Source organism: Limnohabitans sp. (genome assembly GCF_031539105.1).
In the GTDB taxonomy this organism is placed as follows: domain Bacteria; phylum Pseudomonadota; class Gammaproteobacteria; order Burkholderiales; family Burkholderiaceae_C; genus Limnohabitans.
This window is the reverse complement of the sequence record NZ_JAVKLM010000027.1, coordinates 1-25,873: the sequence shown is the minus strand read 5'-3', so window position 1 is coordinate 25,873 and position 25,873 is coordinate 1. Positions and strand designations below refer to the sequence as shown.

32 protein-coding genes and 1 pseudogene are annotated in these 25,873 nt (G+C 50.7%); 8 read left to right on the top strand and 25 right to left on the bottom strand.

Annotated elements, in window-relative coordinates; all coding sequences use genetic code 11:
* Positions 1–424 precede the first annotated feature (424 nt).
* The 19 genes from RMR24_RS07940 to RMR24_RS07850 all read right to left on the bottom strand — a co-directional run bounded on the left by RMR24_RS07940 (position 425) and on the right by RMR24_RS07850 (position 16,073).
* Positions 425–838, bottom strand: coding sequence for a hypothetical protein (locus RMR24_RS07940; RefSeq protein WP_310614540.1), 414 nt, complete (start codon positions 836–838; stop codon positions 425–427).
* Between the two features lie 313 nt (positions 839–1,151).
* Positions 1,152–2,033: an SMODS domain-containing nucleotidyltransferase gene (locus RMR24_RS07935; protein ID WP_310614539.1), complete on the bottom strand. Its 882-nt coding sequence runs from the start codon at positions 2,031–2,033 to the stop codon at positions 1,152–1,154.
* 88 nt (positions 2,034–2,121) lie between these two features.
* Positions 2,122–2,733: an SLATT domain-containing protein gene (locus RMR24_RS07930; protein WP_310614538.1), complete on the bottom strand. Its 612-nt coding sequence runs from the start codon at positions 2,731–2,733 to the stop codon at positions 2,122–2,124.
* A 271-nt stretch (positions 2,734–3,004) separates the two neighbouring features.
* The gene (locus RMR24_RS07925) at positions 3,005–3,400 is read right to left on the bottom strand and encodes a type II toxin-antitoxin system VapC family toxin (RefSeq protein ID WP_310614537.1); all 396 of its coding nucleotides are present in this window, start codon (positions 3,398–3,400) and stop codon (positions 3,005–3,007) included.
* The gene (locus tag RMR24_RS07920) at positions 3,397–3,639 is read right to left on the bottom strand and encodes an AbrB/MazE/SpoVT family DNA-binding domain-containing protein (RefSeq protein ID WP_310614536.1); all 243 of its coding nucleotides are present in this window, start codon (positions 3,637–3,639) and stop codon (positions 3,397–3,399) included. Before RMR24_RS07920 ends, RMR24_RS07925 begins: the two co-directional genes overlap by 4 nt.
* Positions 3,640–3,732: 93 nt before the next feature.
* Complete coding sequence (locus tag RMR24_RS13535; RefSeq protein WP_405023325.1) at positions 3,733–3,837, bottom strand: HNH endonuclease signature motif containing protein; 105 nt, start codon at positions 3,835–3,837, stop codon at positions 3,733–3,735.
* A 965-nt stretch (positions 3,838–4,802) separates the two neighbouring features.
* Positions 4,803–5,297: a hypothetical protein gene (locus RMR24_RS07910; protein WP_310614534.1), complete on the bottom strand. Its 495-nt coding sequence runs from the start codon at positions 5,295–5,297 to the stop codon at positions 4,803–4,805.
* Entirely contained in the window at positions 5,290–5,583 is a 294-nt protein-coding gene (locus RMR24_RS07905) for a hypothetical protein (protein ID WP_310614533.1), read from the bottom strand. Before RMR24_RS07905 ends, RMR24_RS07910 begins: the two co-directional genes overlap by 8 nt.
* A gap of 3 nt (positions 5,584–5,586) precedes the next feature.
* Positions 5,587–6,393: a hypothetical protein gene (locus RMR24_RS07900; RefSeq protein ID WP_310614532.1), complete on the bottom strand. Its 807-nt coding sequence runs from the start codon at positions 6,391–6,393 to the stop codon at positions 5,587–5,589.
* On the bottom strand, positions 6,390–8,039 hold the full coding sequence (locus RMR24_RS07895; protein ID WP_310614531.1) for a hypothetical protein: 1,650 nt from the start codon (positions 8,037–8,039) through the stop codon (positions 6,390–6,392). Before RMR24_RS07895 ends, RMR24_RS07900 begins: the two co-directional genes overlap by 4 nt.
* Before the next feature lie 5 nt (positions 8,040–8,044).
* Positions 8,045–8,452: a hypothetical protein gene (locus tag RMR24_RS07890; protein WP_310614530.1), complete on the bottom strand. Its 408-nt coding sequence runs from the start codon at positions 8,450–8,452 to the stop codon at positions 8,045–8,047.
* Positions 8,453–8,476: 24 nt separating this feature from the next.
* A complete protein-coding gene (locus RMR24_RS07885; protein WP_310614543.1) occupies positions 8,477–8,584 on the bottom strand; it encodes a hypothetical protein in 108 nt (35 codons plus the stop codon).
* 39 nt (positions 8,585–8,623) lie between these two features.
* On the bottom strand, positions 8,624–9,223 hold the full coding sequence (locus RMR24_RS07880) for a hypothetical protein (RefSeq protein WP_310614529.1): 600 nt from the start codon (positions 9,221–9,223) through the stop codon (positions 8,624–8,626).
* Positions 9,220–10,938 (bottom strand): hypothetical protein, encoded by a 1,719-nt coding sequence (locus tag RMR24_RS07875; RefSeq protein ID WP_310614528.1) that lies wholly within the window; start codon positions 10,936–10,938, stop codon positions 9,220–9,222. Before RMR24_RS07875 ends, RMR24_RS07880 begins: the two co-directional genes overlap by 4 nt.
* Complete coding sequence (locus RMR24_RS07870) at positions 10,935–11,273, bottom strand: hypothetical protein (protein WP_310614527.1); 339 nt, start codon at positions 11,271–11,273, stop codon at positions 10,935–10,937. Before RMR24_RS07870 ends, RMR24_RS07875 begins: the two co-directional genes overlap by 4 nt.
* A 2-nt stretch (positions 11,274–11,275) precedes the next feature.
* Positions 11,276–12,133, bottom strand: coding sequence for a ParA family protein (locus tag RMR24_RS07865; protein ID WP_310614526.1), 858 nt, complete (start codon positions 12,131–12,133; stop codon positions 11,276–11,278).
* A gap of 220 nt (positions 12,134–12,353) precedes the next feature.
* Positions 12,354–14,213, bottom strand: a complete 1,860-nt coding sequence (locus RMR24_RS07860; protein WP_310614525.1) for a TRAP transporter large permease subunit — start codon at positions 14,211–14,213, stop codon at positions 12,354–12,356.
* Positions 14,210–14,875 (bottom strand): TRAP transporter small permease subunit, encoded by a 666-nt coding sequence (locus RMR24_RS07855; RefSeq protein WP_310614524.1) that lies wholly within the window; start codon positions 14,873–14,875, stop codon positions 14,210–14,212. Before RMR24_RS07855 ends, RMR24_RS07860 begins: the two co-directional genes overlap by 4 nt.
* Before the next feature lie 79 nt (positions 14,876–14,954).
* On the bottom strand, positions 14,955–16,073 hold the full coding sequence (locus RMR24_RS07850) for a C4-dicarboxylate ABC transporter (RefSeq protein WP_310614523.1): 1,119 nt from the start codon (positions 16,071–16,073) through the stop codon (positions 14,955–14,957).
* A 174-nt stretch (positions 16,074–16,247) separates the two neighbouring features.
* On the opposite strand from RMR24_RS07850, the gene RMR24_RS07845 reads away from it, so the two are divergent.
* Together RMR24_RS07845 and RMR24_RS07840 are read left to right on the top strand one after the other, a co-directional pair.
* On the top strand, positions 16,248–16,649 hold the full coding sequence (locus tag RMR24_RS07845) for a rhodanese-like domain-containing protein (protein ID WP_310614522.1): 402 nt from the start codon (positions 16,248–16,250) through the stop codon (positions 16,647–16,649).
* Between the two features lie 7 nt (positions 16,650–16,656).
* Positions 16,657–17,457, top strand: coding sequence for a type III pantothenate kinase (locus tag RMR24_RS07840; RefSeq protein ID WP_310614521.1), 801 nt, complete (start codon positions 16,657–16,659; stop codon positions 17,455–17,457).
* A 4-nt stretch (positions 17,458–17,461) separates the two neighbouring features.
* On the opposite strand, the gene RMR24_RS07835 is transcribed toward RMR24_RS07840, so the two are convergent.
* Positions 17,462–17,767: a HigA family addiction module antitoxin gene (locus RMR24_RS07835; protein WP_310614520.1), complete on the bottom strand. Its 306-nt coding sequence runs from the start codon at positions 17,765–17,767 to the stop codon at positions 17,462–17,464.
* 19 nt (positions 17,768–17,786) lie between these two features.
* Positions 17,787–18,023, bottom strand: a complete 237-nt coding sequence (locus RMR24_RS07830) for a type II toxin-antitoxin system RelE/ParE family toxin (protein ID WP_310614542.1) — start codon at positions 18,021–18,023, stop codon at positions 17,787–17,789.
* 117 nt (positions 18,024–18,140) lie between these two features.
* On the opposite strand from RMR24_RS07830, the gene RMR24_RS07825 reads away from it, so the two are divergent.
* A complete protein-coding gene (locus RMR24_RS07825; RefSeq protein WP_310614519.1) occupies positions 18,141–19,325 on the top strand; it encodes a M20 aminoacylase family protein in 1,185 nt (394 codons plus the stop codon).
* Positions 19,326–19,337: 12 nt separating this feature from the next.
* Here the strand turns inward: RMR24_RS07825 and RMR24_RS07820 are convergent, their stop codons facing one another.
* The 4 genes and pseudogenes from RMR24_RS07820 to RMR24_RS07805 all read right to left on the bottom strand — a co-directional run bounded on the left by RMR24_RS07820 (position 19,338) and on the right by RMR24_RS07805 (position 22,535).
* Positions 19,338–20,132, bottom strand: a complete 795-nt coding sequence (locus RMR24_RS07820) for an SGNH hydrolase domain-containing protein (protein WP_310614541.1) — start codon at positions 20,130–20,132, stop codon at positions 19,338–19,340.
* Positions 20,133–20,306: 174 nt separating this feature from the next.
* Positions 20,307–21,287: pseudogene (locus RMR24_RS07815) on the bottom strand (acyltransferase family protein); the annotation flags it as partial.
* 87 nt (positions 21,288–21,374) lie between these two features.
* On the bottom strand, positions 21,375–22,022 hold the full coding sequence (locus RMR24_RS07810) for a TetR/AcrR family transcriptional regulator (protein ID WP_310614518.1): 648 nt from the start codon (positions 22,020–22,022) through the stop codon (positions 21,375–21,377).
* Between the two features lie 27 nt (positions 22,023–22,049).
* Positions 22,050–22,535 (bottom strand): phasin family protein, encoded by a 486-nt coding sequence (locus RMR24_RS07805; protein WP_310614517.1) that lies wholly within the window; start codon positions 22,533–22,535, stop codon positions 22,050–22,052.
* A 97-nt stretch (positions 22,536–22,632) separates the two neighbouring features.
* On the opposite strand from RMR24_RS07805, the gene RMR24_RS07800 reads away from it, so the two are divergent.
* The 5 genes from RMR24_RS07800 to RMR24_RS07780 all read left to right on the top strand — a co-directional run bounded on the left by RMR24_RS07800 (position 22,633) and on the right by RMR24_RS07780 (position 25,709).
* Positions 22,633–23,040 (top strand): type VII toxin-antitoxin system MntA family adenylyltransferase antitoxin, encoded by a 408-nt coding sequence (locus RMR24_RS07800; protein ID WP_310614516.1) that lies wholly within the window; start codon positions 22,633–22,635, stop codon positions 23,038–23,040.
* Positions 23,025–23,393, top strand: coding sequence for a type VII toxin-antitoxin system HepT family RNase toxin (locus RMR24_RS07795; RefSeq protein ID WP_310614515.1), 369 nt, complete (start codon positions 23,025–23,027; stop codon positions 23,391–23,393). The genes RMR24_RS07800 and RMR24_RS07795 overlap by 16 nt, the downstream gene beginning before the upstream one ends.
* A 21-nt stretch (positions 23,394–23,414) precedes the next feature.
* Positions 23,415–23,912, top strand: coding sequence for a transcription/translation regulatory transformer protein RfaH (rfaH, locus tag RMR24_RS07790; protein ID WP_310614514.1), 498 nt, complete (start codon positions 23,415–23,417; stop codon positions 23,910–23,912).
* Positions 23,913–24,111: 199 nt separating this feature from the next.
* A complete protein-coding gene (uppS, locus tag RMR24_RS07785; RefSeq protein WP_310614513.1) occupies positions 24,112–24,852 on the top strand; it encodes a polyprenyl diphosphate synthase in 741 nt (246 codons plus the stop codon).
* Positions 24,849–25,709, top strand: a complete 861-nt coding sequence (locus RMR24_RS07780) for a hypothetical protein (RefSeq protein ID WP_310614512.1) — start codon at positions 24,849–24,851, stop codon at positions 25,707–25,709. Before uppS ends, RMR24_RS07780 begins: the two co-directional genes overlap by 4 nt.
* Positions 25,710–25,873: the final 164 nt, after the last annotated feature.

Below are 25,873 nucleotides of genomic sequence, written 5' to 3'. Positions count from 1 at the left end.
ATTTGGTATCGTTCTTCTCGGCTGAGGTGCTTGTACATTGGGCAACTTCGACTTGGCGGTTAAAGCGGCCATGATGCTCTCGCATCCTCAGCCACCTATAACCAGTTCATCTTTGTTGCACTTCGTCCTTGAATCCGCCAATGATTTAAATGTAAATTTGCTGGACAAATAAGCATTTCATAGTTTGCGCGATGAGCCACAGAGGACGAGGCGAACTGGGATTTTGTGGAAGCACGTTAAGGGCAATAAAAAACCCGCTAAGTCAACAGACATGCGGGTCCAGAGCGTGTTGTTGCTTGTTTTTAAGTGTGGAAAAACGAGGTGTTTTCTATGTGCAAAGAAACACTGCTGCGCATGTTAGCAAAGATTTATCCCAGAAAAACTGCCGATGGTTTTTCCAACAAGATGCAAGATACTTTTGGATTTAATGCGGTTGAGATGATTTTTTGTATTGAGCTTTTTGTTGGGTGCGTAACCTGGCAAGCATGACAATCGCATGTGTAATTTTTGGGTGATTCACGCTGATTTGGCGTTGGTCATTGAACGATCTTTCCAAGATTAGTTCTTTCGAACGAAGTATTTCTCTAGCGACAAATTGTTCATGAGTCGTCATTTTTGTTAGAAACGTTAATTCACGCTCGTCAAAAATCACCCATCCATCGGAAGTGGTTTGGAGTTCGCCCGCTTGCTCAGTTAATACGCTCAACATAAGTGCAGCTAGGACTGACTCTGAAATTTCAGCATAAATCGGATTGAAGGCAATGGGCGTATCGAGCAGCATCATTGCTAGCTCAGGATTGTTCTGCAACTCTGTTTGTAAATCGATGGGAGCTTCCATGGTGTACTTACTTTCATTAACTTGACACTTTGATTTCCAATTTACCAGACCCAATCGTTGCGAAGCGTCACTGAATTTGCAAGTTCAGTTTCTTTAAATAGTTGATTTTTAAGGGCGGCAAATTTTTGCATCCTAGCAGTTGCCACCCATGCGTCATTTATCGTTGCAGTTTTCAGGATTTGCTTCTCCGAGGAAGCAAGTTTTCGAAGGTATCCAGATTAGCCTCATTTCTAACGTCGATCTAATTACTGCAATGACTAGTATGCAGCGAAACCGGACATCCAGATCCCTTAACTCAAGGGCCTCAACGGTGCTAGCTCGGAAAATCAGTGCCGAAGATTTCTTTCCACTTCTGCTTTGCAGACCACTCACGCTTTGGGTTGGCCATTTCATGGTCAATGGCTTCGAGTGAGAGGTTGTAGCAACGCTTCGCCTTGTACTGGAAAAGGTCTTTCCCCCAGACGTATTGCCCACTGCCAGGTGCGCGCCAATATTCTTTGTTCTTGTCCTGCTCGGACATCCATTTGAAAAAGTCTCTGCACATCCAGTCGTAGTACGTGTATGACTTGTCTCGATACTGATAGTCCTCGATAAATTGATATGCCAGCGTGTCGATCAGCAATCCACCTATCGGAACTGCCCACTGGCGTTTCCAAGCGCGCATCATTCGGCACAATGGAATCAAGTTGTAGTTGCAGGATGCGTTTCGTGTCCGAATCGCCTCAATCTCTGGTCGTGGATTTGTTGTCCGCCAGGATCCCCCATTGTTCGCATCAGGGAATGTGTAGCTGGCATCCTTATTCAAAAATGCTGGCACCAGCTCGAACGTTATCCCGTCGTTGAAAGGAACCAAAATAACTTGTCCGTCAGCGCGTATGCTCGTAGTCGCATAGGTCTTCTCTACCGATGTCTTGACGGCTTGTAGCAATGCCGACTGACCGTTCCCCTTGTAATTGTTGTACTGCTCGTACGTGGAGTAGGGCAACTGCATGATCATGTCGACGTCGCTGATCGTTTTCGTTGCCGAATTTCGACCATACGACCCGACATAGAGGCTGTGAGAGGTATCGGACGTGGTTGTCCAGTAATCTGTATTCAACCGCCTCGTGATGTTTTTATATCGCGTCGAAATTGTTCCTACATCGGTAATCTGGAGATTTCCGCTGAACGTACTAAACCAATCGCTGAGCCCCACACTTATTCCCCCTAAGTTCTATAGTTGCGCTATAGAGAATTACCAGAGTTACGAGCCTGCTTTTTATCAGGTTAGTTGAAGCGGTCGGTCATGTGAAAACGTGGCACAACAGTGATGTCACTTGCCCTGAAATGAACCAACCGACCATCCCGACTGATGCCAAGATAACTGCTACTGTAAAACTCAAAGGGAGCTTATCCCGGAATAAAGTGAAGTTGAGCTGCTCGTCTACCCATCCTGTCTGCTGCTGCCAGAAGAATTTGTAATGCGCGTACCAGTCACTCAAGAAAATTTGTTTTGCCACATTCGTCTTCAACACAGCAACTTGGATGTTGACATGGCGATTGGCATGATCAGGAAGATTGATGCCGTCTGGCTGGGTCTTCACCTCGTGATAAAGCACTCTAAGCTCGTGGAATCTCTCGGTCAGAGCTGTGCCAACCTCAACATATTTCGTTTTATCTCGGTCATAGAGGAGTATGTTGCCTGCGCCAATAGATATGATGATGAAGGTCGCAGAGACCCACTTGGCCTCAAAGGCCGGAATGAATAAAGCCAATATCGCCGCTGCTGCTGATATAAGCGCCACCCAGCCTGGAAGTTTCTCGATGATGTCGTATGTCGCAAAGTGTTTCTTTGCACCGTACCCAGCGTTGTAGGCTGTCTCGGCAATCAGTTTCAGAAGGGTTTCTTTTTGCATGGCTTTTATTAAAGAGCGGTGCCCATCCTACTTTAGATAGTTTGCACTCCGTCCCTAATGAGCCTAAATCCAAAGCAGAGGCTGTTAAAGCTTGTGCTTTAACTTTTATGGTGCTGATATAGCTGCTTTCGATCATGTGTGCACACTTGAGCACACAGTCCAGTGTCAGCTCTCAGCCTCAAGCAGACCAAATACATTTCTACTGAAAAACATCATCTTCAATGACGCAAACTGGCAACTTCAGTGACGTTCCTCCTTCATCGTCGGTCCTTCAGCGAATCAATGTCATGCCTCCATGCTTTGCAGCACCAGCATCGAAAGTCCTTGTCTCGGTGCATCCCGCGCCAGAAGCTGTGAGCTCAACCAGGCAGTCTGCAAAGTCAGCCTTGCTTGCGTCAAAGACGCGTAGAGCGTGCAGAAACTGATCCGATCGGTCGACCACAATTAGCTTCACGCGTAGCAAAGCCTCAAGAGCTGACTTCACCTGCGGCCCAGTAAACTCATGGCAAGAGGTCAACACCCAATACAGCTCCACCACCGATATAAGTGAAATAAATCCTGGATGGTCAGCATACAGTGACTCGATCAGTGCAGAGGCCTTTGGTGACTGCTTTGCATCGTCTTGCATGATGTAGCGCACTAGGACGTTTGTATCGAGGCCAATCATCGCCCACTAGCTCCACGCTTTGCAATAGCTTGGTTCATGTCGTCAATCGAGACGGTCTTGCTTGGCTTGCCAAACATGCCTTTGAGTTCCGTGACGCTGCGGTTGGCAGCGGCAAACTCAAAGCGATCAGGAGCAATTTGCACGAACTCGACGCGATCCCCAGTATCCACTTTGAGGGCATGGCGCACGTAAGCGGGGATGGTGATCTGTCCTTTGGTTGTCAGAGTTGCGGTTGTCACAGGTCAACTCCTTTGAAATTTCCTTACTATAAAGTAAAGAAAAATGGCTACCAAGTGAATGTATTCGGATCATATCGAGTGGGGAAATTTAGCCTATTTCCCGCTTTTTGTTCGGTTGTCCATCCTGCAAAGCATTTGGCAATTGTCGAGGGTGGTTTTGCCGCCTTTGTTCCACGGGATGATATGGCCAGCTTCCATGGCATCAACATCAAAGTGCTTTTTGCAAGCAGGGCAGATACCTTTTTGCTGTTAATAAATTTTCTGCTTAATCTTGTCGTCGAAGGTCCGCAGACTCAAGGTTTTCTCGTTACCTGTTTTTTACCATACGTAAACGATGCTGCAAATTTGGTATGTCTGCATCAACTGAGAATAAAAAGACATCAGTTTTTAGGTCATAAATGACAGAGCGCATAAAGGTTGGGCATACTCAGCCGATGGCGCAGATGCTTGATTTGTGATTAAGTCACGCCAAAGTTATCCACAGAAGTTGTGAACAAGTGAAATGAGGTTGATGATCCAAGGGGTTTTATAAGTGACCAAATACGGGCACTTTCGGCGCTATGCGCCTATCCTGCACTGGATTTTCTAGGGTGTTTTGGGGCGCGTTTTTTCCCGTTCTTTCTCAAATGTGCCTCGAATGCGGCGCTATAGTGACAAAACAGGTGGGGCTGGCTCAGATGCGCCACAAGTGAGGCACTTGTGATACGAATCAATTCTTTTGCGGCACATATATGACAAAGCGAAGCGTAGCCCCCGCCGAGGCGAATTACTTGTGCATCAAATTGCGTTCACTGACTTGGTTGCCACCGTACCAAGCTGTTTCAAACTTGTAGAAGACGGTTTCTTCATCGAAGGTGGCGCAGTTTTTAGGTCGGGGAATCTCTCAGACATGACCAAGAAAACAGGCATGGAAGGAGACCACGCGGTTTCAAATGAGTAAGAGGCGTGCTCACTCTCGACGTGGGTGAGTGGCTTGCCATCAAAACTCGGGATTGAGGGCGTTACATGACGCGCATTGGCGCAACAGACGGGCCGTGAAACGGGCCGATGCATCGACCCTCGACAAATTGGGGGGGAAGATTCGGGTGTGCGCGGCGGTGGCAGGCTACAGACGTTAAAAAATCAGCCTAGCGCAGCGTAAAAATCAAATGCGGCTTTTAGCCCTACGGGGCAAAGCAATGCAAAAGCGGCGATTTCAAACTGGTTAAAACAAGCTCCTGCGAAAAAATGGCATCTGTGTAGACAAAGTGTTCTTTAAATACTGCGTCCATCTTTAGTGAGTTTATTGCAAAGGATCCAAAATGAAATTGAACCGTTGGGGTAGTTGCATCGCGTTGCTTGTTGCTTGCTTTCCAGCGTTTGCAGATGCCTGTTGGCCATCGATCATCAACACCATGGTGCAATAGATATGCAGCATCGCAAGCAATTCCAGAGGTCATACGAAGCCAACGTGATGCAAACTGTCGGCGGTTTTTTTCAATTTGATTGATTGTTTTCAGGACGTCCTTTGTGGTGGGATTTGCATCTTTGATCGCATATTTTGGTTGAATGGCGTCCGCACGGATGTTGCACATAGCAAGGCTTAACACCCCCATGTAAAGTTCAAATTTTTCAGGGCATCCATCATCGGTGTCATGTATCGCTACAAGCTTAAGCATGCTGAAATCCTTGCTCGAGCTGAATTAATTCGCGTGGTGTCAAACGATTCCCAGAAAATTTTTGCGTGAGGGCAACATTGTTTGTCGGTCGAAGCATCGAGGCTCGGTTCTTTTGTTTGGCACGTGCTCTGCTGAGACATTTCCTAAAAGTTGCCAACGTCATTTCATGGCCAGCTTCAGCTAGATCAGTCAAAATTGCAGCGTGGTAGATGCCCATGGCAATCTTGTGCTCGATCTCACCAAGATGATCTAGTACGAACTGGGCTGCTGTTTTTTTGATTGACATGGCTCACCACAACCCGGATTCAAAATTGGTTGCAAGAAAATCTTCCATCGCGCTGAAAAACTCAGCGTTCAAGCGAGCTTTATTCATCACGCCTTCGGCACAGAGTTCAATCAAACCTGCTTCATTCAATTTGGCCACAGCGCGCTCTACGGATTTGGCGTTGGTGGACACACCATGTTGATCTGCGTGAGGTTGAATGGTTTTAAGGGTGACTTTGATAAATGGAACAGTACGAACGCCATCAACGGTGGAGCTGCTATTTTGCCAATGTTGTGTAAGCATGCTCAACACGCACAGTTCGCTACTGTTTTCTGCCAACCAATTGAATTGCAGCACTTGTTGATCCGGAAAATCAACCTTTAGCCGCTGAGCGAGAGCAGGCCAGTTGAGCCAGAGTTTTCTGATGACGTTGTCGACGTGGACTTTTTTGCAGAGTATGTTTTCTTCAATCAAGGTATTGATTGCCCTTCCAATACCTCGCTGATTACAGTTCATTCGGCTTGCTAGCTTTATGTCAATCGTCTGCCGCGAGTCTTTTCTAAAGTACTTTTCGCCCAATGTTGCAGTGCGTCTGTGGTGCTCACAAAACGTCCACAATACGGCCAGCTCGCTGCGATTGCGTGATATCCAATGCAACTGCAGCAAGCGTGTGTGCATGGGTTGCGTACAAAACATCTTCCAAGATTCAATGTTGTTGGCACTAATGTCACCATCAATTTTGAGTTCACGAACTTTGGTTGGTTGAACAACTAGATGATTTGGAGTTTCAACTTCTTGTGAAGAATGCATACGCGTAGCTTTGAGAATCAATTTTTACCCTTGTACGTTCGAAGTAATGCGCGGGCGAACTCAGGCACGGCGGTGGGTTTATGGTCGTTTTGAAAGCGCTCGTCTGGCCATGTTGGCGTGATTGTTGCGGGAGTGGTTTCGCCTAGGCCGAGGGCTTGAATTTGCTGCTGTAAAGTCCTGCGTTGTCGTGTGTTTTCGAGCTTTTCAAAAACGAGTCCACCCGGCGTGGATTGATGTTTTCTGGCCAATGAGCCGAGGTAAGAAACGGGATTGTTGATGCATCTACCAAGCAGGTGTCCAGCCAGCTCATCAAGTAGGTCTTGCTGGTCGGCTTTAGCAAGCGGTGTGAGAATTTTTCGGCATTGGCCGCGCTGCCAATCGCTGAGCGTTTCAGGCCAAATCAACTCAAAATCAACCACCACCACGTTGGGTGCTGCGATTGGCACGTCATCGAATGGAGGAGAGGTAGGAGTGGTGGTTATTTCTTCTTTGTAGTCATTGTTTGTAGTCACCCCCGCGCGCATCGCGTCGCGCGCATGTAGGGGTGCTAAAACCTGCCGACTGAGCATGCTAAAACCAGCCGCCCGACGTGCTAAAACCTGCCTGCTACCATGTGTTAACTGACCTTCTGGCGGGTAGGTTTTAGCGTCCGAGAGTGATGAATTGCGTGCAATTTCAGGGTTACGATCAATTTGCTCTTTAATTTCGACACTTTGGCCGACCTGTCGGGGCCCGACAGATTGGCCAAAGTGTCTATTTCTCTCGGTGAGGAAATCTGACTGGCTGGTTTTAGCATGCGACTTGATTGATGTGTGGATAACTTGATTTTTATCCACAGGCTGGTTTTTACATGCGGTTAGTGCAGCGATCAGTTTTTGTTGGAGCGTTGAGGTGTCAATACGCAGATAGATTTGTTTGCGCGGAAACTCCATCATGGCTTCATGCAAGAGACCAAGCTCGCACAGAGACTCTTTGGCTTTTCTTTGCTGGGCAACAGTCAATCCAGTTTCATCATGTGTAGTGCTTGCAGCCATCCGAAACCACTCACGGCTCCAGCTTAAAGTCGCATTATCTGAATCGGTTTGTTTCGTGAAACGTTTTTGGATGGTGAGCGCCTTACTTAAATAGATGGCATTGGTACAAGAGTTAGTGATATCAACGAACACACAATAAAACGCGAATGTTCGCCCTAATATAGATTTGACGTGCTCAGCATCATTACGAATATCTAATAGTGACCACTGAACGGTCTCAGTGCGCAGAAGATCAGCCAATCGGTTTCCAAGCTCTTGCGGAATGATCCGAAAACAATTGCGTGCTGGATGACCAATACGGCTTTCTTCTATGAGACCCAGATCAATGAGCGTTTGACGCGCAGTGGATTGTTCATGGCGTCCGAGCCCAATTTCTGTAATCCACTGGTCGCGGGTTTTGAAGATCCATCCATCACACTCAAGAACAGAGATTCCACGTTTGGTCCAGTACATCAATTGGCTGAGCATTAAGGCGGCCTTTGCGTCTCCAGTGATACGTGCAAAGTTGACATTAAAGGCAATCGGTTTGAATTCAGAAAGCGTTTGAGCAATGGCGTCGTAAGACAGCCCATCGACCCTAGATGAATGCGGTCGCGGCGGCAAAAGTGGAAGATGTGGGCTCGAGGTGAGCATGGCACTTAATGTGGTGTTGTGTTCTTGGAGGGGGTGCGCAGACTTGCGCGTGCGGCCACGATGAGCGCCATCGTGATTCGCTCAAAGTCGAGTTTGATTTCCCAATCGGCCGTCGATACGTTTTTGCGCTCAAGCAGAATGAATTTTTCTCGTAAGACCTTATTCGCTGCTTTTTGTTCGTTGCGGGAAAGACCCGTGGTCGTTTTGATTGAATGAGGATCGTAGACAAACCAATCGTTGCTATGCGGCGCGTGCTCTTGAAGTTCAAGAAGAGAAGAAAGCATGAGAGCAGACAGAGCCGAGCCAGTGATGTCGACAAAGCTGCGGTGAAAAGCAATGGGTGACTGTGACACCAACCTGGCCAGCGAAGGCTCTTCTTCAAGAGCTTGGATGAGATCTTTTGTAAGGGTCATGGCTGCGGTAAATTGATAAATTTGTTACTGGTGGCATGGCATGTCTAGCCTTGGTTGAACATATTCACGCATCAAGGCTAGAGCTTGGCGCAATGCGGTCGCCGCTTCATGTTCATTTGAGCGCTTGACCAGAGAAAGGCACTTCTTTATTTTTTAATGCGTCTTCGCGATTCATGATTTCATTCCTTTCTTGGAATGACAGCCTTCATTGACGATTACGTGATGGAGACTGTTTAGACCAAACTTTGAAAATCGCTCGGCAAGACATATCCAACGATCTGCTTCACGTTGATCAAACTCTAAGCAGATATCACGCCAAGCGGAGTAGATTGATTCAAGTTCGCTATCAGGTATGCACTTTGGACGCGTTTCAACTGCATTGCCCAGCTCTGTTCGAATGCGAGACACTTCATCCCGACTGACTTTGAATAATTTTTTGAGTAACGCGTAGTGAGCTTGTCGAGAGATGCAGTAGCGTAATGCCGCACGTCGCCACTGAGTTTCTTCGGCGTTGAGACCATGGATAACAAGACTGGTCAGGTCAGCCCAGATCGTCATGCGCTCAATCGCAGCTGCCAGTGTGCGATCTGAGCCATCGCTATTGGTTAAAGCCTTTTTTATGGCGGCACTCAAAGCATTTGGTTTGAGCAGCAGCTCGGCAACGACGGCTCGCGCGATAGCTGGTGATGAGATTGACACAACATTTGAGTTGCCTGCTGGAGTGCCACTCTGCATGGCGTTATTTACGGTTTGTTTATGTGCTAAGTTCATGATGACTGCCTTTGATGGACGGTTTCTCTGAAGTTGGCGCAGGCATCTAAAACTTGAATGCTTGAGCGATGCAGTTCATGTGATCGATCGGTGAGTACGTTGATCAACAACTCTGCGATGAATGGTTCCTCACCACCTAAGCAAGACGCTACCGTGTCCGCAAAAGTGTCTATGTTGCCCAGAGCTGCTTTGAAACATGCTGGACCGTTGTCTTGTAGTAGGGGGCTTTGTTCAGGAGAAATCTCATTCAAAAGGTTTGTGACAACAGCATGGTCAAACTGTCCTGAAATGCTGGCCATCAACCACCAAGCTTGAGCCGCTAGGTCGTTGGCGACGGAGCCAAGCGTTTCAGACTTTGGCAACTCCATGTAAAAGCCGCATGGCAAAGACTGGGCTTCAGACATAACAACCAGGTTCTCAATACCTGCTGTTGTCGCCAGCTCGTGTAATTCAAAGTTCAGTATCTGGCGTGCTTGTCCAACATTTCCCATGGATTCAAGTAAGGCCAGTTCATGTTGAGTGAGAGGTGCGCCTAGGTCCTTTTGGTTTGGACTTGTTTGTGATTTGGGAGGGCGAGCCGTTAATCCACGCGCAACAGAAACTCCAGGCAACCCAGGTAAGTCTGTGGCTTGCTGTTGGCGCGTAGAAATCGTTTTAGCAAGGTTTTGTAGGCCGCGATCTACCGGTTTTTCTTGCGGTGCTGATTGTGGGGCAGACGTTGATTTTTGAAGCTCTTGGCGGAGAGCCTCTGGATGGTTGTCAGTTTCAGTTTTGGAGGTTTCTGCTTCCACGGATGCTTGCCGTTGACTGAGTGCAGTTGTCAAATCTTCTTGTGTACTGATGTCGCCCTTTTGATGCAGATGCAGTAAGTGAGATAGAGCGCTTGCATCACAACCAAGGTGAGGAGCCAATTCAAAAATGATTGAGTTGATCAACAACTCAGGGTTGTAGTCGTGTGTTGACGTACAGGCTTCTATGGCTTTGTTTTTGAGTTCATCGAACTCGGTCGATACGGTGTCAGGAGCTAAATCCCACAGTTTTTGCAATGCGGTCAGATCTGGACGAAACACCTTTTGAACATGTTCAGATAGCAGTCGTTGTTTCCAAGGTCCCAATGCTTCCAAAACTTCAAGCGCGAACTCGGCATCCATAATTTCCCAACGTTCGACAGTAATGCCCATACTTGCCAATAGTTGTGGAAATGCGCTTTGACTTATGGGCTTACCTTGCTCTTTTGCAAGCTCTTTACGTATGTCTGCCAGCCCTTCAGAAAAATCCCAAAAACACATCGGAGAGCGTCCTGTGTTCTCTACAAAATGTGCGGCGAGTACGTCTAGTTCATTGACGTATGGCACCTCTTCAAATGTGTGTCGGCTCCACTTTTTAGGATCTTCCTTGGCAAGCTCTTGCAAGATGAGCAATCGGGTCTTGCCACCCTTGGCCAGCATGTAGCGATCAGTGCCTGGACGTTTTGTGACGAACAGCGCAGATTCAATGCCTCTCACCCTAATTGATTCCTTGATCTCGTTGTACAGATCGTTAGGGAGTCGACGTGGGTTTCGATCATAAAAGAGCACGTCATTGATATTGAGCTCAATCATTGATTTGACAGCAATCTCGCTAGGTGCTTTTGGTACAAGCACTTTGTGATTGGCTGCTGACGTCATGGCTGTGATATCGGCTGCGGTGAGGCGTTTTCGGACGGCGGTGTTCATACTGTCTCTCCCTCGCTATTGCCCTTATCTTGTGGTGCGGGATTGACGTCAATGTCATGTGCCGCATCGAGGAGACGATGAGCAAGTTCGCGAAGCTCTGATGCGGGTAATAACACATCAATTGAACCGCTTGCAACGCCTATGTCAAAGCGAAGCCCCAGTTCAGCCGAATTTACGTAAGCGAATCGAACCACGGCGAGTGATTGATTGGCAGGGCGCGCTTTTCGGATCGTGGTCTCAACCCTTTGTTGTTTATTTAGTCCTGTAAACCAGCGTTGGTCAGAGTAGCTTTGCGAAACCTCAGGAGCACGCGGTGTGTGAGTAAATGCATACATGATCACTCTCCCAAAACTTGCGTTTCCGAGGCTTGAGTGCCATCAACCCACATTCCCTTGAGGTGCGGGAGCAGCTCATGCAAAAGGTGATGTAGAACTTCGTAGCCGCTGCGACCATTTCCATTAGGCTTATCGAGCAAGTGGACTGGGGTATTTAAGCTGCGGGCACTTGGATACACAGTGGAGGCGGGCACAACGGTGTCGAGTAATCGCACATTGGGGTGCTGACGGAATTCGTTTCTTACTGCTTGGGCAACGCCAAGGCTGTTTCGTGTGCGATCCATGCTGTTAATAAGCAGGCACAACACGCCTGAGCGCAATTCTGCGGAGAGGTCTGCCATGGCATTGAGTTGCGCCATCATCTCCATCGTGCCGCTCAAAAACTCGCTGTAGTTCATCAAGTCAGGCTTGATAGGGCTGATCATGAGATCGGCGGCCATGGCCGCAGTGCGTTGCAACTCGCCTGTGGCACCTTGCGTGTCGATGATGACGATGTCGTAGTTGTCACGCACGATCGGCTGACGAACTGCGCGTTTGAGAAGAATGAGACGGTCTTCGCGCTGCTTGAGCCAGTTTTGGGTGGCATCAGTCATGTTGGACAGGATGATGTCCAAATTGTTGATGTTGGTTTTTGAGATCTCGGCGGGGGTGATGAGGCCACCAGATGAGATGACTTCTGCCATGCCAGTAGTGGCAGTTTTGTCGAGCGTGTAGTACTTGCTGAGGGATGGCTGTACGTCGCCATCAATAAGTAGTGTTTGAAGTCCGAGGCCTGCGGTGAGTCCTGCGAGGTTTGCAGCTATGGTGGTTTTGCCCACGCCGCCTTTGGTTGATACCAACGAAATTACAACTGTTGCCATGAATGCTCCTAAGGTTTGACCATGTCCTAGGAGAGCGTTCGATGTTCTTGGTGCGCGTCAGATGATTGTTTTGGCTATTGATAAATTCTGGTTTTCGGTCTGTTAACGTTACGTAAACGTCAATCATAGCAACTCAACAGCTTTTGTGCAGAGGATTTGCCCTAATAAAAAAGCCGCAGGGCCTAAAGGCGCTGCGGCTTTGTCTGATTCAACCCAAGGCTTATTTAGGGCCGTACAGGTAATCAGGCAACCAGAGGGTCAGCCCTGGCCAGATGTACATCAACACCATACAGATGATGACGATGAACATGTATGGCATCATGCCGGCAAAAATCTGATTGATGGTCACATGCGGCGGTGACACCCCTTTCAGATAGAAGGCTGACATGGCCACCGGCGGTGACAAGAAGGCCGCTTGCAAGTTCACAAACACCAGCACGCCCCAAAGGATAGGGTCGATCTGGAAGTGCGTCAGCAATGGCAAGAAGATGGGCACAAAAATCACGATGATCTCGGTCCACTCCAAAGGCCAGCCCAACACAAAGATGACGGCTTGCGACAGCAGCATGAACTGCAGCGGTGTCAGGTCCATGGCCATGACCCACTCTTCCACCAAGCGTTGGCCGCCCAAGACGGCGAACACAGCAGAGAAGAGGGCCGAGCCCACGAACAACCAACACACCATGGAGGTGGTTTTGGCTGTCAAGAACACCGCTTGCTTGGTTTTGTCGAAGTCCAGCGAGCCAGACCACCACGCCATCAAGAACGCGCCCGTGGCACCCACCGCCGCCGATTCAGTGGCCGTGGCCAAACCTAGCAAGATGACGCCCAACACGACCGCGGTCAGGATGCCCAGTGGCATCACAGACTTCACCAGCATGTTCAGGATCTCAAACTGTTCAGCGTCAAAGCCTTTGTAATAAAAAGCCAGCAAGCCGAACAGCACCAGCGCCGTACCCCAGAAGCCGGTGTAGAAGCCCTCAGGCACCTCGATCACCTTGTCGGCTTCGACCACTTCATCGCCCAAAGACATGGCGTTGTCATTCATCTCGGGAGCATCCGCTACCGTGTCGCCACCCATCTCTTGCAAACCTTCTGGTTCTGCAGAGGGAGCAGTTTTCTCGGCCACGATGTCGGTGGACATTTGGACGATTTCAGTGCCCGCCTGTGCGTTGGCGGCTGCTTGGGAGTAAATCACCACATACCACCACGATGTCGCCAAGATGGCCAACACCACAAACACAGGTGCCAAGGCCATGGTGAAGCTGCGAGCCAACAGGCCCCAAGTCACGCGCACGTCGGTCGTGCTGATTTGCAGCGCACGGCGAGGCATGACCACGGCCTTAGCCAAAGCAGGCAACATGCGTTTGGAGTATTGCTCACCGAGCTTTGTGAGCCAAGGCGACACAGGCGCTTTGGTTTGATCTTCAGGCAGTTTAGGTGCAATCGACGGGTCAATCAGCACCCAGCCAATGACGTAAATCAAATACAAGAAGGCCAAGAAGAAGCCAGGGAACATGGCCGCTGCATACAGCTTGACCACAGACTGGCCAGCCACAGCGGCGTACACAATGATCATCACCGACGGTGGAATCAAAATGCCCAAGGTGCCGCCAGCCGTGATCACGCCTGCTGCCAAGCGTGTGTCATAGCCTGCATTCAACATGGGGCGCATGGCAATCACGCCCATCAGCACCACCACAGCGCCCACCAAACCACTGGCAATGCCCCAGAAGGTGCAAATCACCAAAGTGGCCACAGCCAAAGAGCCAGGCAAGCGGCGGAAGGCCAACTGCACGCTGTGGAACATTTTGTCCACCAAGGCGCCCCGTTCCATCACATAGCCCATCAGCACAAACAGCGGAATGGACAACAGTGTGTCGTTGGTCATCGCACCATAGGTGCGCTGCACCATCAGGTTGAAAACGCGGTTGTCTAGCCAAGGTTGGCTGGGGTCATAAAAGGCGGTGAAGCCAAAAGCCATGCCCAAACCCATCAGCGTGAACGCGGTGGGAAAGCCCATCATGATCACCACGATGATCAGACAGAGCATGGTTAGTCCGAGTGCTGGATCGCTCATTTGTGTTCTCCCATCGCGTGGCCACGCTGATGGGCCTCTTCGTCAATATGTTTGGCGCGCTCAATGGCGTCGCGTTTGGCGTCTTCGTCCACGTAGACACTGGCCGACAGCTGCTGCTCGACCACGTCGATTTCGTTGGCGTCTTTCAAGCGTGCGGGCCATTCACCTGTTTTCAGGCACACCACGCAACGCACGATTTCAGCCAGGCCTTGCATCAAGACGATAAAGCCGGTGAGCGGAATGACAGCCTTGAAGGGGTACAAGGGAATCGCGTCCGCGCTGTTGGTCATTTCGCGAATGCTGATGGCGTCGCCAGCGTAGGTCCAGCCTGCCCATGTCAAGGCGATCACGCCTGGAATGAAGAACAAGATGTACAGCACAAAGTCAAGCGATGCTTGTGTGCGGGGCTTGGCGCTGCCGTAAAAAAAGTCGCCGCGGACGTGGCCGTCTTGGCTCAATGTGTAGGCGCCGCACATCATGAAGGCGGTGCCGTACAGCATGTTGCTGGCTTCAAAAATCCAAGCCGTGGGGGCGTTCAAGGCGTAGCGCTTGAAAACTTCGCCCATCACCATCACCATCAACACAACGATCAGCCATGCGAAGGCTTTGCCCACCCATGTGCTGATGCTGTCTGCGGTGTGTAGCAGTTTCAGTGTGTTCATATCGTTCTTAAAAGTAAAGGGACTGAAGTTCTGCTTGCGCAGAATTCAGTCCCGGGGTCTACCAACCTAAAATTTTAACTTAGGCTTTCTTCGCACCGAAGAAGTGGTTCACCGCCATGCGACGGTTGACCACGGTGTCTTGTTCCCACTTCACAGCACGCTGTGCGAAGGCTTTTTGTGAGGCCACGATCTCTTTGAACATGGGGTTCTCAGCAGATTTTGTCTCCAAAATTTCAGACCAAATTTTCAGCTGGTCTTGCAAGATGGAGTCAGGCGTCTTGTAGAACTTGACTTTGTCTTTGGTTTGCAACTCAGCGTAGTCTTTGGAGTAACGGTCCACAGACTTCCATGACATGTCAGCAGAAGCGGCTTCTGTGGCGATGGCAATCACAGACTTCATCTTCGCTGGCAGTGCGTCGAACTTGGTCTTGTTGAACATGATCTCGAAGGTCTCAGCGCTTTGGTGATAGCTTTGCAACATGCACACTTTAGACACGTCTGGGAAGCCCAAGATGCGGTCGGAGGTTGCGTTGTTGAACTCAGCACCGTCCAGCAAACCGCGGTCCATCGCTGGCACGATTTCGCCGCCTGGCAATGCGTTGACCGCAGCGCCCATGGTGGTGAACAAGTCAATGGCCAAGCCGTTGGTACGGAACTTCAAACCTTTGAAATCAGACGTCTTGGTGATTGGCTTTTTGAACCAACCCAAAGGCTGTGTGAACATGGGGCCGTACAAGAACGATTGCACGTTGCCGCCAATCGAGGCGTACAACTTGGCCAACAGCTCAGCGCCGCCGCCGTACTTGTGCCATGCCAACACCATGTTGGCGTCCATACCAAACGCTGGGCCAGAGTTCCACAAAGCCAACGCGTTTTGCTTACCGTAGTGGTAGCCCAACACGCCGTGGCCGCCGTCCAAAGTGCCTTTAGACACGGCTTCTAGCAAACCGAAGGCGGGCACCACAGAACCTGCAGGCAACACTTCGATCTTCAAATCGCCACCGGTCATGTCGTTGACCTTCTTCGCGTAGTCGAGCGCGTACTCATGGAAGATGTCCTTGGCGGGCCAAGTGCTCTGCCAGCGCATGCTGATCGGGCCAGTTTGGCCGGCCACCATAGGTGCGGCCACTACGCCAGCGGCAGCAGCTGCGCCTTTGAGTACGTTACGGCGAGCCGTTGTCTTTTTGATATCGGTCATGAGGGAGGTCTCCTAGGTATTTGTCAAAGACATGAATGGGAGTGAGGATTCTGATACTTGTAGACGGATTTTTGACAAGGGTTTCCCCTCGGCAGGCAGTGAAAAAGATCGACTTTGTCTCCTTGGGGACGAGCGGCTTCTATACTGAGAACCAATTTCTTCCGCTTTCAAATTATGAGCAAAAACGAGCTGGGCTACGCAGGCGACATCACACCTGAAACCGCCAACGAATGGATGCAGTCAGGCGCTGCTGTGATGGTGGATGTGCGCACCGAAGCCGAGCTGGCATGGGTGGGCTTTGTGCCGGGCGCTGTGCCTGTGCCTTGGAAGCAATGGCCAAGCATGGCCATGAACCCTTCGTTTGACAGCGATGTGCGTGCTGCCGCCAATGGCAAAAAAATACTGCTGCTGTGCCGCAGTGGTGTGCGCTCTATTGCGGCCGCTCAACGCGCCACCGAGCTGGGCCTTGAGGCTTACAACATCCTCGAAGGCTTCGAGGGCGATGCCAATGCAAACGGCCATCGCGGCACCCAAGGCGGCTGGCGCATGCGCGGTTTGCCATGGCGTCAAAACTAATTCATTTATGACATTTTTAGCACTCGACGTGGGCAACACCCGCCTCAAATGGGGCGTGTACGACAGTCCCTCACCCGGCGCCAAGTTGCTGGGCAGCGGCGCGGTGTTTTTAGAAAACATCGACCGTTTGGCCGACGAAGACTGGCGCGATCTACCCGAACCCACGCACATGCTGGGCTGCATCGTGGCGGGCGAGGCCATTCGTCGCCGTGTCGAAGAACAAATGGAGCTGTGGGACATCACGCCACACTGGGCCGTGTCGTCAGCCGCTGAAGCCGGCATGACCAATGGCTACGACCATCCCACACGCCTAGGCGCAGACCGTTGGGTGGCCATGATTGGTGCACACGCCCGCATGCTGCAAACCAGCGGCAGCGCACCCAAGCCCATGGTGGTGGTCATGGTCGGTACAGCGGTCACGGTGGAGGCCATTGACGCCAGTGGCAAATTTTTAGGTGGCCTCATCTTGCCCGGTCACGGCATCATGCTGCGTGCCTTGGAGTCAGGCACTGCCGGCTTGCGCGTGCCCACAGGCGAGGTGTGTGAATTTCCTACCAACACCAGCGATGCTCTGACGAGCGGAGGCACCTTCGCCATTGCAGGCGCGGTGGAGCGCATGGTGCACCACGTGCGCCAACGCTGCGGTGCAGAGCCCGCTTGCTACATGACTGGCGGAGCGGGCTGGAAAATGGCCCCCAGCATGTCGGTGCAGTTTGAGCTGGTCGACACGCTCATCTTTGATGGCTTGCTGGAAATTGCTCAGCGACGACTGGCTAGAGTGGGCGCGCCTTTTAGTAGCCTAGGTTGACTTGTTAAGCCGCCATCGCAAGTGGGGCGATTTCTTTTGAAATTATTTTTGCACTGTGTTTATGCGCAACTCGCAGGTCATAAGATGCCTGAAGATTGAGCCAGCCTTGCGCTTCACTTCCGAAATAACGTTCGAGACGCAGTGCTGTATCGGCTGAGACGCCACGATTTCCATCCACGATTTCGCGCAAGCGTGAATAAGGAACGTGCAATGCCAGTGACAGTGCGCGCACGCTGATGCCCATTGGTTTGATGTAGTCCTCAAGCAAGACTTCACCAGGATGAACTGGGCGCATACCGTTTTTAAACATGATGTACTCCTTGCGTTTCTTAGTGTGGGTCTTCAATCAAAACGTCATAAGGACCCGCAGGCCCCCATTTAAAGGTCAACCGCCACTGACCATTGATTCGTACATGCCATGCGCCCCCATATTCTTTGAGGTCATTGCCTGGCGGCGCTTTCATGAAATTGATGGAGGGTGCCGCGTCAAGCTGAGCCAGCTTTCGCTCTGCAACCTTCCTAATGTTCGCAAACCTTGGGGATTTGCCCGTTGTGAACAAGGCCATCGTTTCCATGCACATGAATGATTGAATCGCCATGCGCTCATGTTAGCTATTAACCGTTTGCCAGTCAACTTTTTTGGCAGGCATGCAAGGTCATCTCAATCACGCTAGACTAAAACCATGAAAGTCCTTGATTCCCTCACCAAGCAAGCTTCCTCCATCGCTGCTATTCGCCGCGACATTCATGCCCACCCCGAGCTGTGTTTTGAAGAAATTCGCACCGCTGATTTGGTGGCGCAAAAATTGACTGAGTGGGGCATCCCCATCCACCGCGGCATGGGCACCACTGGTGTGGTGGGTATTTTGAAATGTGGCACGAGTGATCGTGCCATTGGCCTGCGCGCCGACATGGACGCCCTGCCCATGCAAGAGTTCAACCAATTCGCCCACGCCAGCCAACACGCCGGCAAGATGCACGCCTGCGGCCACGACGGCCATGTGGCCATGCTGTTGGCGGCTGCGCAATATTTGTCCAAGCACCAAGACTTTGACGGCACGGTGTACTTTATCTTCCAACCCGCCGAAGAGGGCGGTGGTGGCGCACGCGAAATGATCAACGATGGCTTGTTTGACAAGTTCCCCATGCAAGCCGTTTACGGCATGCACAACTGGCCGGGCCTCAAAGAAGGGCAGTTCGCTTTGAGTGCGGGCCCCGTCATGGCGTCGAGCAACGAATTCAAAATCACCATTCACGGCAAAGGCTGTCATGCCGCGTTGCCGCACAACGGCATTGACCCCGTGTTGGTGGCGTGCCAAATGGTGCAAGCTTTTCAAACCATCATCAGTCGCAACAAAAAGCCGGTCGATGCGGGCGTCATTTCAGTCACCATGATTCACACTGGCGAAGCCACCAACGTCGTGCCCGACCAGTGCGAACTGCAAGGCACCGTGCGCACCTTCAGCGTAGAAGTGCTCGACATGATCGAGCAACGCATGCGCGACGTGGCCGCACACACCAGCGCCGCCTTTGGCGCGACTTGCACCTTTGAGTTTGCACGCAACTACCCGCCCACCATCAACCATCCAGCAGAGGCCAACTTTGCACGCGCGGTAATGGCCGATATCGTGGGCGCAGACAGCGTGTTGGCCCAAGAGCCCACCATGGGCGCAGAAGACTTCTCATACATGCTACAAGCCAAACCCGGCGCGTATTGCTTCATTGGCAACGGCGACGGCGTGCATCGCGAGATGGGCCACGGAGAGGGCCCGTGCACTCTGCACAACCCCAACTACGATTTCAACGATGCGCTCATTCCCTTGGGTGCCACCTATTGGGTGAAGTTGGTAGAGGCGTCACTCCGCTAATTGCCCTAAACCTCACTTTTGCTTGCGAATCAAGGGCAAAAGCTCGCGGGCTATTTTTGATCCTGCATAGTCAGAGATGTGGTCACCGTAGCTGTACAAGAAGATGCGATTTTCAGCGTAGGTGCAGCTATTTTTCGGGATGTCGCAAAGCTGCTGAAGTGGATCGAAAACAAGCAACGATGGATTTGCTGCTTGCAGCTGTTTTAAAAACGTTTGGTACGGCGCCGTTCCTTTGATGTGATCTGTGTATTGAACAGTGCAATGTGGATTTACGTTTCTATATATCAACTTATTGAGCCAAGCAAACGGTGTCATGTCACCGCTGATGCAGCTGCTCGGGTCTGGCAGCGTAGGGTTGTCAATGACAAACACAACGCGTTTGCCAGACTTTTCTAACGTTTGAATAGCATTTGAATATGCATCAACCCAGCTGGTAATTTTTTCTGGAGTCACAGGGTAGTCAATCAATCCCGTCGTTTGGTTGAGTGGGGTTAGGCTCCTTAGTGCACTGTGTAAAACTACTGTTTTGATAGCAGGATCGGTTGTGATTCGCTCCATTGCCAGTTTTGTCAAACTTTCGGTGTGGCCTGGCAGTAAATTGACTGGGCCAATCAACATCCAGCTTTCGTTGCTGTGCGATTCGCGGGACAAGCCAAAAAACAAAGCCTCACCTTTGCTATCGCCGAGTACGACAAAGTTTTGAATGGCTTGCTTGTTATCGTTTGAGCACCATTCAATCTTTTCTTTCGTGAGGTGCTCTAAGCCGCATCCTCGTTTGTGCGTATCTCTGTCTGCGCCAATCACCATCGTGGCAGGATCTGCGTTGAATTGGTGCTGATTTCTAAACTTAAACCCACGGTTGTTTTTGACGGCAACACCTGCCGCAAAGGTCATGAGCATCAAGATGCTTAAAGTCCAAATGAGCCATTTGGACCGTTTGCTGAAACGAATGGGTTTTTCAATGAATTGGTAGGTTGCCCATGCCAAGATCACGCTGGCTAACACCAGTAAAACACGGACCAAAACTGTTGGCGTTTCGCCTTCAAAAATTCTTGCAAAAATCAACAAAGGCCAGTGCCAAAGATACAGTGGGTAACTGATTAAGCCTATTGCAACAAGCCATGGATGAGCCAGTATCTTTTGGTTGATGTAAGAATCTTTCGCCCAAATCAGCAACACGGCACCCAGTGTGGGCAGCAGCGCCCAAAGCCCTGGAAACGCACTGGCTTTGTTAATCAACAAAACAGCGCTTGCGATCAATAGCAAGCCAGTCACACTGGCGATGTTTTCTTGGGGTTTTTTCAGTGTGACATTCTTAAGTGCTGCGTGCGCCAACAACCCGCCTAGCAAGAGTTCCCATGCACGTGTCAGCGGTGAAAAAAAGTCGGCAACTGGGTTAACGCCAACTTTCCATGCGCTGTAGGCCAGTGAAGTCAAGATCAGGATGGTGAAAACGCGCGCAACTGCTTTGGTGAATCTCAATATGAACAACAAGACGACTGGCCAAACCAAATAAAACTGTTCTTCAATGGCCAGAGACCAAAGGTGAAGCAACGGCTTGGTCTCTGCCGCGTTATCAAAGTAGCCAGACTCGCGTCAAAAGATAAAGTTATCGATAAATAAAGCGCCACCTGCTGCATGAAAGCCCAGCTGCTTGTATTCATCCGCTGTCAGGCTAAACCATCCAACCACGAGGCTAAAGATCAACACCAGTGATAAAGCCGGAAAAATCCGTCGAATTCGATTGGCGTAAAAGTGACTCAGTGAGAATGTGTTAAGGGCCACCTGCTTCAAAATGATGCTGGTAATTAAGAAGCCCGAGATGACAAAGAAAACATCAACGCCGACAAAGCCACCTTGCAAAAAGGTAGGGAAGGCATGAAAAATAACCACCGATAAAACGGCAATTGCGCGCAAGCCGTCAATATCTGCTCGGTACTGTGTTGAATCTAGAGGCTTCATTATTTTGTCCAAGCGACAATTAAAATTTAAAAACTACTTCACCTATTGACTGGCCAATAGTGAGCAAAGTGCTAAATTTTAGGTGAACTAGTAAGCGCTTAAGAGAGACGCTAAATGCACCTTGTGCTCTGCCGTCGCATAAGGCAGCAGCAAACTCAACACACTCTTCGCCCCGCGCAGCAACGAAGCTTGTGCGCTTTCGGGCTCCAGCGCATGCCTTGGGTTGCGCACGTATTCGTAGCTCAGCCACCAGGTCAGCATCACCACCATGTGCGTGGCGGTGGCTTCGCGCTCGCTTACAGTGATGACCAATGCGCCCTCGTGTTCAAGGCTATCAAGCAAGGTGCGAAACGCTGTGGTCTTGTGTAGCAGCGCATCTTTGATGTGGGTTTCTAGCTTGCGGTTCTTGCTCAGCAAGTCGTTCAAATCGCGATACAAAAAGCGGTATTGCCACACCAGCTCAAACAGCGTGTGCATGAAAAACCAAGCGTCTTCCACGTCGTGCACCCCGGGTGCGGCTTCCAGCAGTTCATCCAGCGCCGCTTCATAGCGGTTAAAAAGCGCCGTGACCAGCTCATCTTTGGCGGGGTAGTGGTAGTAAAGGTTGCCGGGGCTGATGTTGAGCTCTGAAGAGATCAAGGTGGTCGACACATTGGGCTCGCCAAAGCGGTTAAAAAGGTCAAGCGTGACCTCTAATATCCGCTCTGCGGTACGGCGTGGCGCTTTCTTTGCCATGATTAGCTAATCGGGGTCAGAACCCAATTATTTTTTGGCCACTTTCTTGGCTGGCGCTTTCTTCGCGGCAGGCTTCGCAGCAGCTTTAGCAGCAGGCTTTGCTGTCGACTTTGCTGCCGCCTTGGTCTTCGCACCCAGTTGCGCCTCAAGTGCCGCCACACGCCCGTGCAGCGCCTTCATCTCAGATGCGGACGGCAGTCCAAGGCCATGCAAAGCCTTCGCCACGCGCTCTTCAAAAATGCCTTCCAGCTTGCCCCATTGTCCTGTGGCGCGCTCGCTCAGCGTGTGTGCCGCTTGCGTGGCTTTTTGTGTGGCCTCGGCCAGCTTTTCTTCAGCGGTGGTATGCACCTTGCGTTGCATGGTGATGCCGTCGCTCACCAGCTTTTCAAACGCTTTGGTGCCATCTTCTTGCGCCTTGGCAAACGCGCCTAAGCCAGCCAGCCAAATTTGCTGCGCTTGCTCTTTCACGTTGTCAGACATGGCTGCGGGGTCGAATGGGTTTTTGGTAAACATGGTGCATCTCGTTAAAAATAAGTTTCACTTTAACCCGACAGCGGCGGGGTGGCAACGAGAATTCCCTATTTCAATCAGGTAAGCTTCAAACCTAAATATGCCAACTCAAGCCACAAACATCATTGACGATCAATTGCGTGAAGTCCTATCAGGCTTCCCGCAAATCACACTCGCCATTTTGTTTGGCTCCGTTGCCAGCGGTAAAGCCCACGCGCAAAGTGATTTAGACCTTGCGGTCATCGCGGCAAAACCACTTCAAGCAGCTGAAAAAATTCAAATCATCGAAGCCTTGGCTATGGCCACCGGACGACCCATTGATTTGGTGGATGTTCACTTCGCACCCCAGCCTTTGTTGGGCCAAGTTTTCAAGCACGGCCGACGAATCTTGGGTTCTGACACAGCATATGCACAGCTGCTGTATCGGCACTTAATCGAACATGCTGACTTCGCGCCCTTGCAAAACAGAATTCTTTCCGAAAGAAGGGCAGCATGGATAGGCAAGTAATAGACCAAAAGCTGGAGTCACTCCGCCGTTGCTTGGTGCGAATTCAAGACAAGTTTCCAGCTCATGCCGATGAGCTTCAAACCAACTTAGATTTGCAAGACATCATTTCTACGATGAACATGCCTGCGCCTCAAACCATGGGGCAAACTTTTGAGATCCTCGCGCAACAAAAAGTTCTGCCAGCCAACGTTGCCGATCAGCTTAAAAAGTCAGTCGGTTTCAGAAACATCGCGGTTCATAACTACGAAGCCATCAATTGGCAAATCGTGCACAGCATCGTGAGCGAACACCTTCAAGACTTCACTGAATTTGCCAAAGCAGTAGGCAATTGGGTTCCGCCAGCAAACGCTTAACGAGACTTTCCCGAAAATTCAATGACCCAGACAAACACCACAGCTTGGTATGTGGTGCACACCAAGCCCCGCCAAGAAGCTCGCGCTCTTGAAAACTTGCAAAACCAAGGCTTCAACTGCTTCTTGCCCACCATGCAGGTGCAAAAGCTGCGCAACCAAAAAGTGCAGACCATCACCGAGCCCATGTTCAGCCGCTACCTGTTTATTCAGCTCGACGACACCACACAAAACTGGGGCCCAATTCGTTCGACCTTGGGTGTTAGTAAGCTAGTCAGCTTTGGCCCGCTGCCGGCCAAAGTGCCGCCCGAGTTCATTGCGTTTTTAAAAGAAGCGCCGCCCGAAACCCTAAAGCGCATGTTTGCCCCAGGCGACAACGTGCATGTGGCCAGCGGCCCGTTGCAAGGACTAGAAGGCAAATACATCTCCCACGATGGCGAAACCCGCGCCTTTGTGTTGGTCGACTTGCTTGGCCAGCCGCAAAAGCTGCGCATGGCAGTTGAGAGCTTGCGCGTGGCGTAGGCCATGCAAACACCCAAGGCTGTACTTTTGCAAAACATACGAAATTTGAGGCGAATGCTGCCATCACGTTGAGTTCGCGTTATTGCCCAGACTAATTGCCCCCCCCCTATGAAATTGATCAAATCCATTAGATAATCAAGGGCTACGCTTTTGAGCGGGAAGGGCGGTAGCGTGCCCGAATAGTTTCAGCGCAAAGTTCGTGACAGTACAAAACCAAGCAACCGCCACTCCACAACACATTGCCATCATCATGGACGGCAATGGCCGTTGGGCCCAAAAGCGCCACATGCCTCGCACGGTGGGGCACGCCAAAGGTGCAGCAGGTGTCAAAGCCTTGTTGCAGCACTGCGCCAAGCTGGGTGTGAAATACCTCACCCTCTTTGCCTTCAGCACCGAAAACTGGGGGCGCCCTGCTGAAGAGGTATCTACCCTCATGGGGTTATTTTTTCAGTACCTCGAAAAAGAAATGAGTGCACTAGCTAACGCAGGTGTGCGCCTGAAGGTCATTGGCGATGTAGCCGGTTTTCCGCCCGAGCTACAAACCCGCATTCATGCGGCAGAGGCCGCCACCCAGCACAACCAAGCCATCACCCTGTGCGTGGCGGCCAACTACGGCGGCCAGTGGGACATGGTGCAAGCCGTTAAAAACTGGCATGCTGCCAACCCAACTCTCAGTGCAAACCACCTCACCCCAGACCAGCTGGCGCAGCACCTCAGCACCGCAGGCATGCCTGATGTCGACTTGCTCATTCGCACGGGCGGCGAGCAGCGCATCAGCAACTTTTTGCTGTGGCAAGCGGCCTATGCCGAGCTGTACTTTACCGACAGCCTTTGGCCCGAATTTGACGAAGCCGAGCTAAACAAGGCCTTGCATTGGTACGCCACCCGAGAGCGTCGTTTTGGCCTGGTGCAAACCCAAAAACTTAAAGAAACAGCATGACAGAACAAGCTTCAAATCACTACGCCGAAGACGAAATAAGCCTGCTAGACATCTTGGTCACCCTAGCCGAGTCATGGAAGCTGCTGGTATTTGGTCCGCTCATTGCGGCATTGTTAACTGGCGCGCTAAGCTCTTTGTGGCCCAAAACGTTTGAGTCTGTGGCTATCGTGCGGCTGACCGAAGAAGATGCGGCTTTGCTGCACGCGGCCCCTGTGCTTGACCCTTTGATTGAAAAGTTTAGTTACCTCAAAGACGCAGACGGGATCAAAGACGATGCCCGCAAAGAGCTAAAAAAAGACCTGATCTTCGCAATCGATAAAAAAACCAAACTAGTCACCATCACCGCCAAAGCCTCAACACCAGGCCAAGCCCAAGCCTTAGGAAATGCGGCCATTTCAGGTTTATTAATAGAGTTACAACCCAAGGGCCAAGAAAAAGTCCTGCTGCAAAAAACAATTGACATCAACGATCGCGCCATATCAGGCGGTGAAGACACCATTGAGTCGATTCAGCGCAGCCTGAAGAGGGGCGCTCTTTCAGATCAAACGCAAGAGTCGGCTATTAAAAATTTGGTTGTTATAAATTCAGACATTCTTAAGCGTGAACAAGAAAACGAAATGATCCGTCAAAAGCTTGATATTAAAGGTGCAGAAGTGTTTGTGCAGCAGCCTAGCTTGCCTCAGCGCAAAACATCGCCAAAGAGCGGCATGGTTGTGTTGCTAGCCTTGTTGGCTTCTGGCTTTGCCTTGTTGTTGTTTGTTTTTATACGCAAAGCATGGCGTAATGCTCTGCAAGATGCCGAGTCAGCCAGCAAGATGGCGCGTATCAAATCGTTGCTAGGTTTGAGCCAAGCTTAATTCTGCATGGGTAGTTTGTTGCAATCGGCGGATTCAAGGACGAAGTGCAACACGCTTTAACGAGGCATGGAATACCTCGTGAGGTGTCTTGAATCCTAGTCGCTTTCTGGGGCGGTGATTCAATCGGTTTTCAATCATAGTCAATTCCTCATCCGTCACGGTTT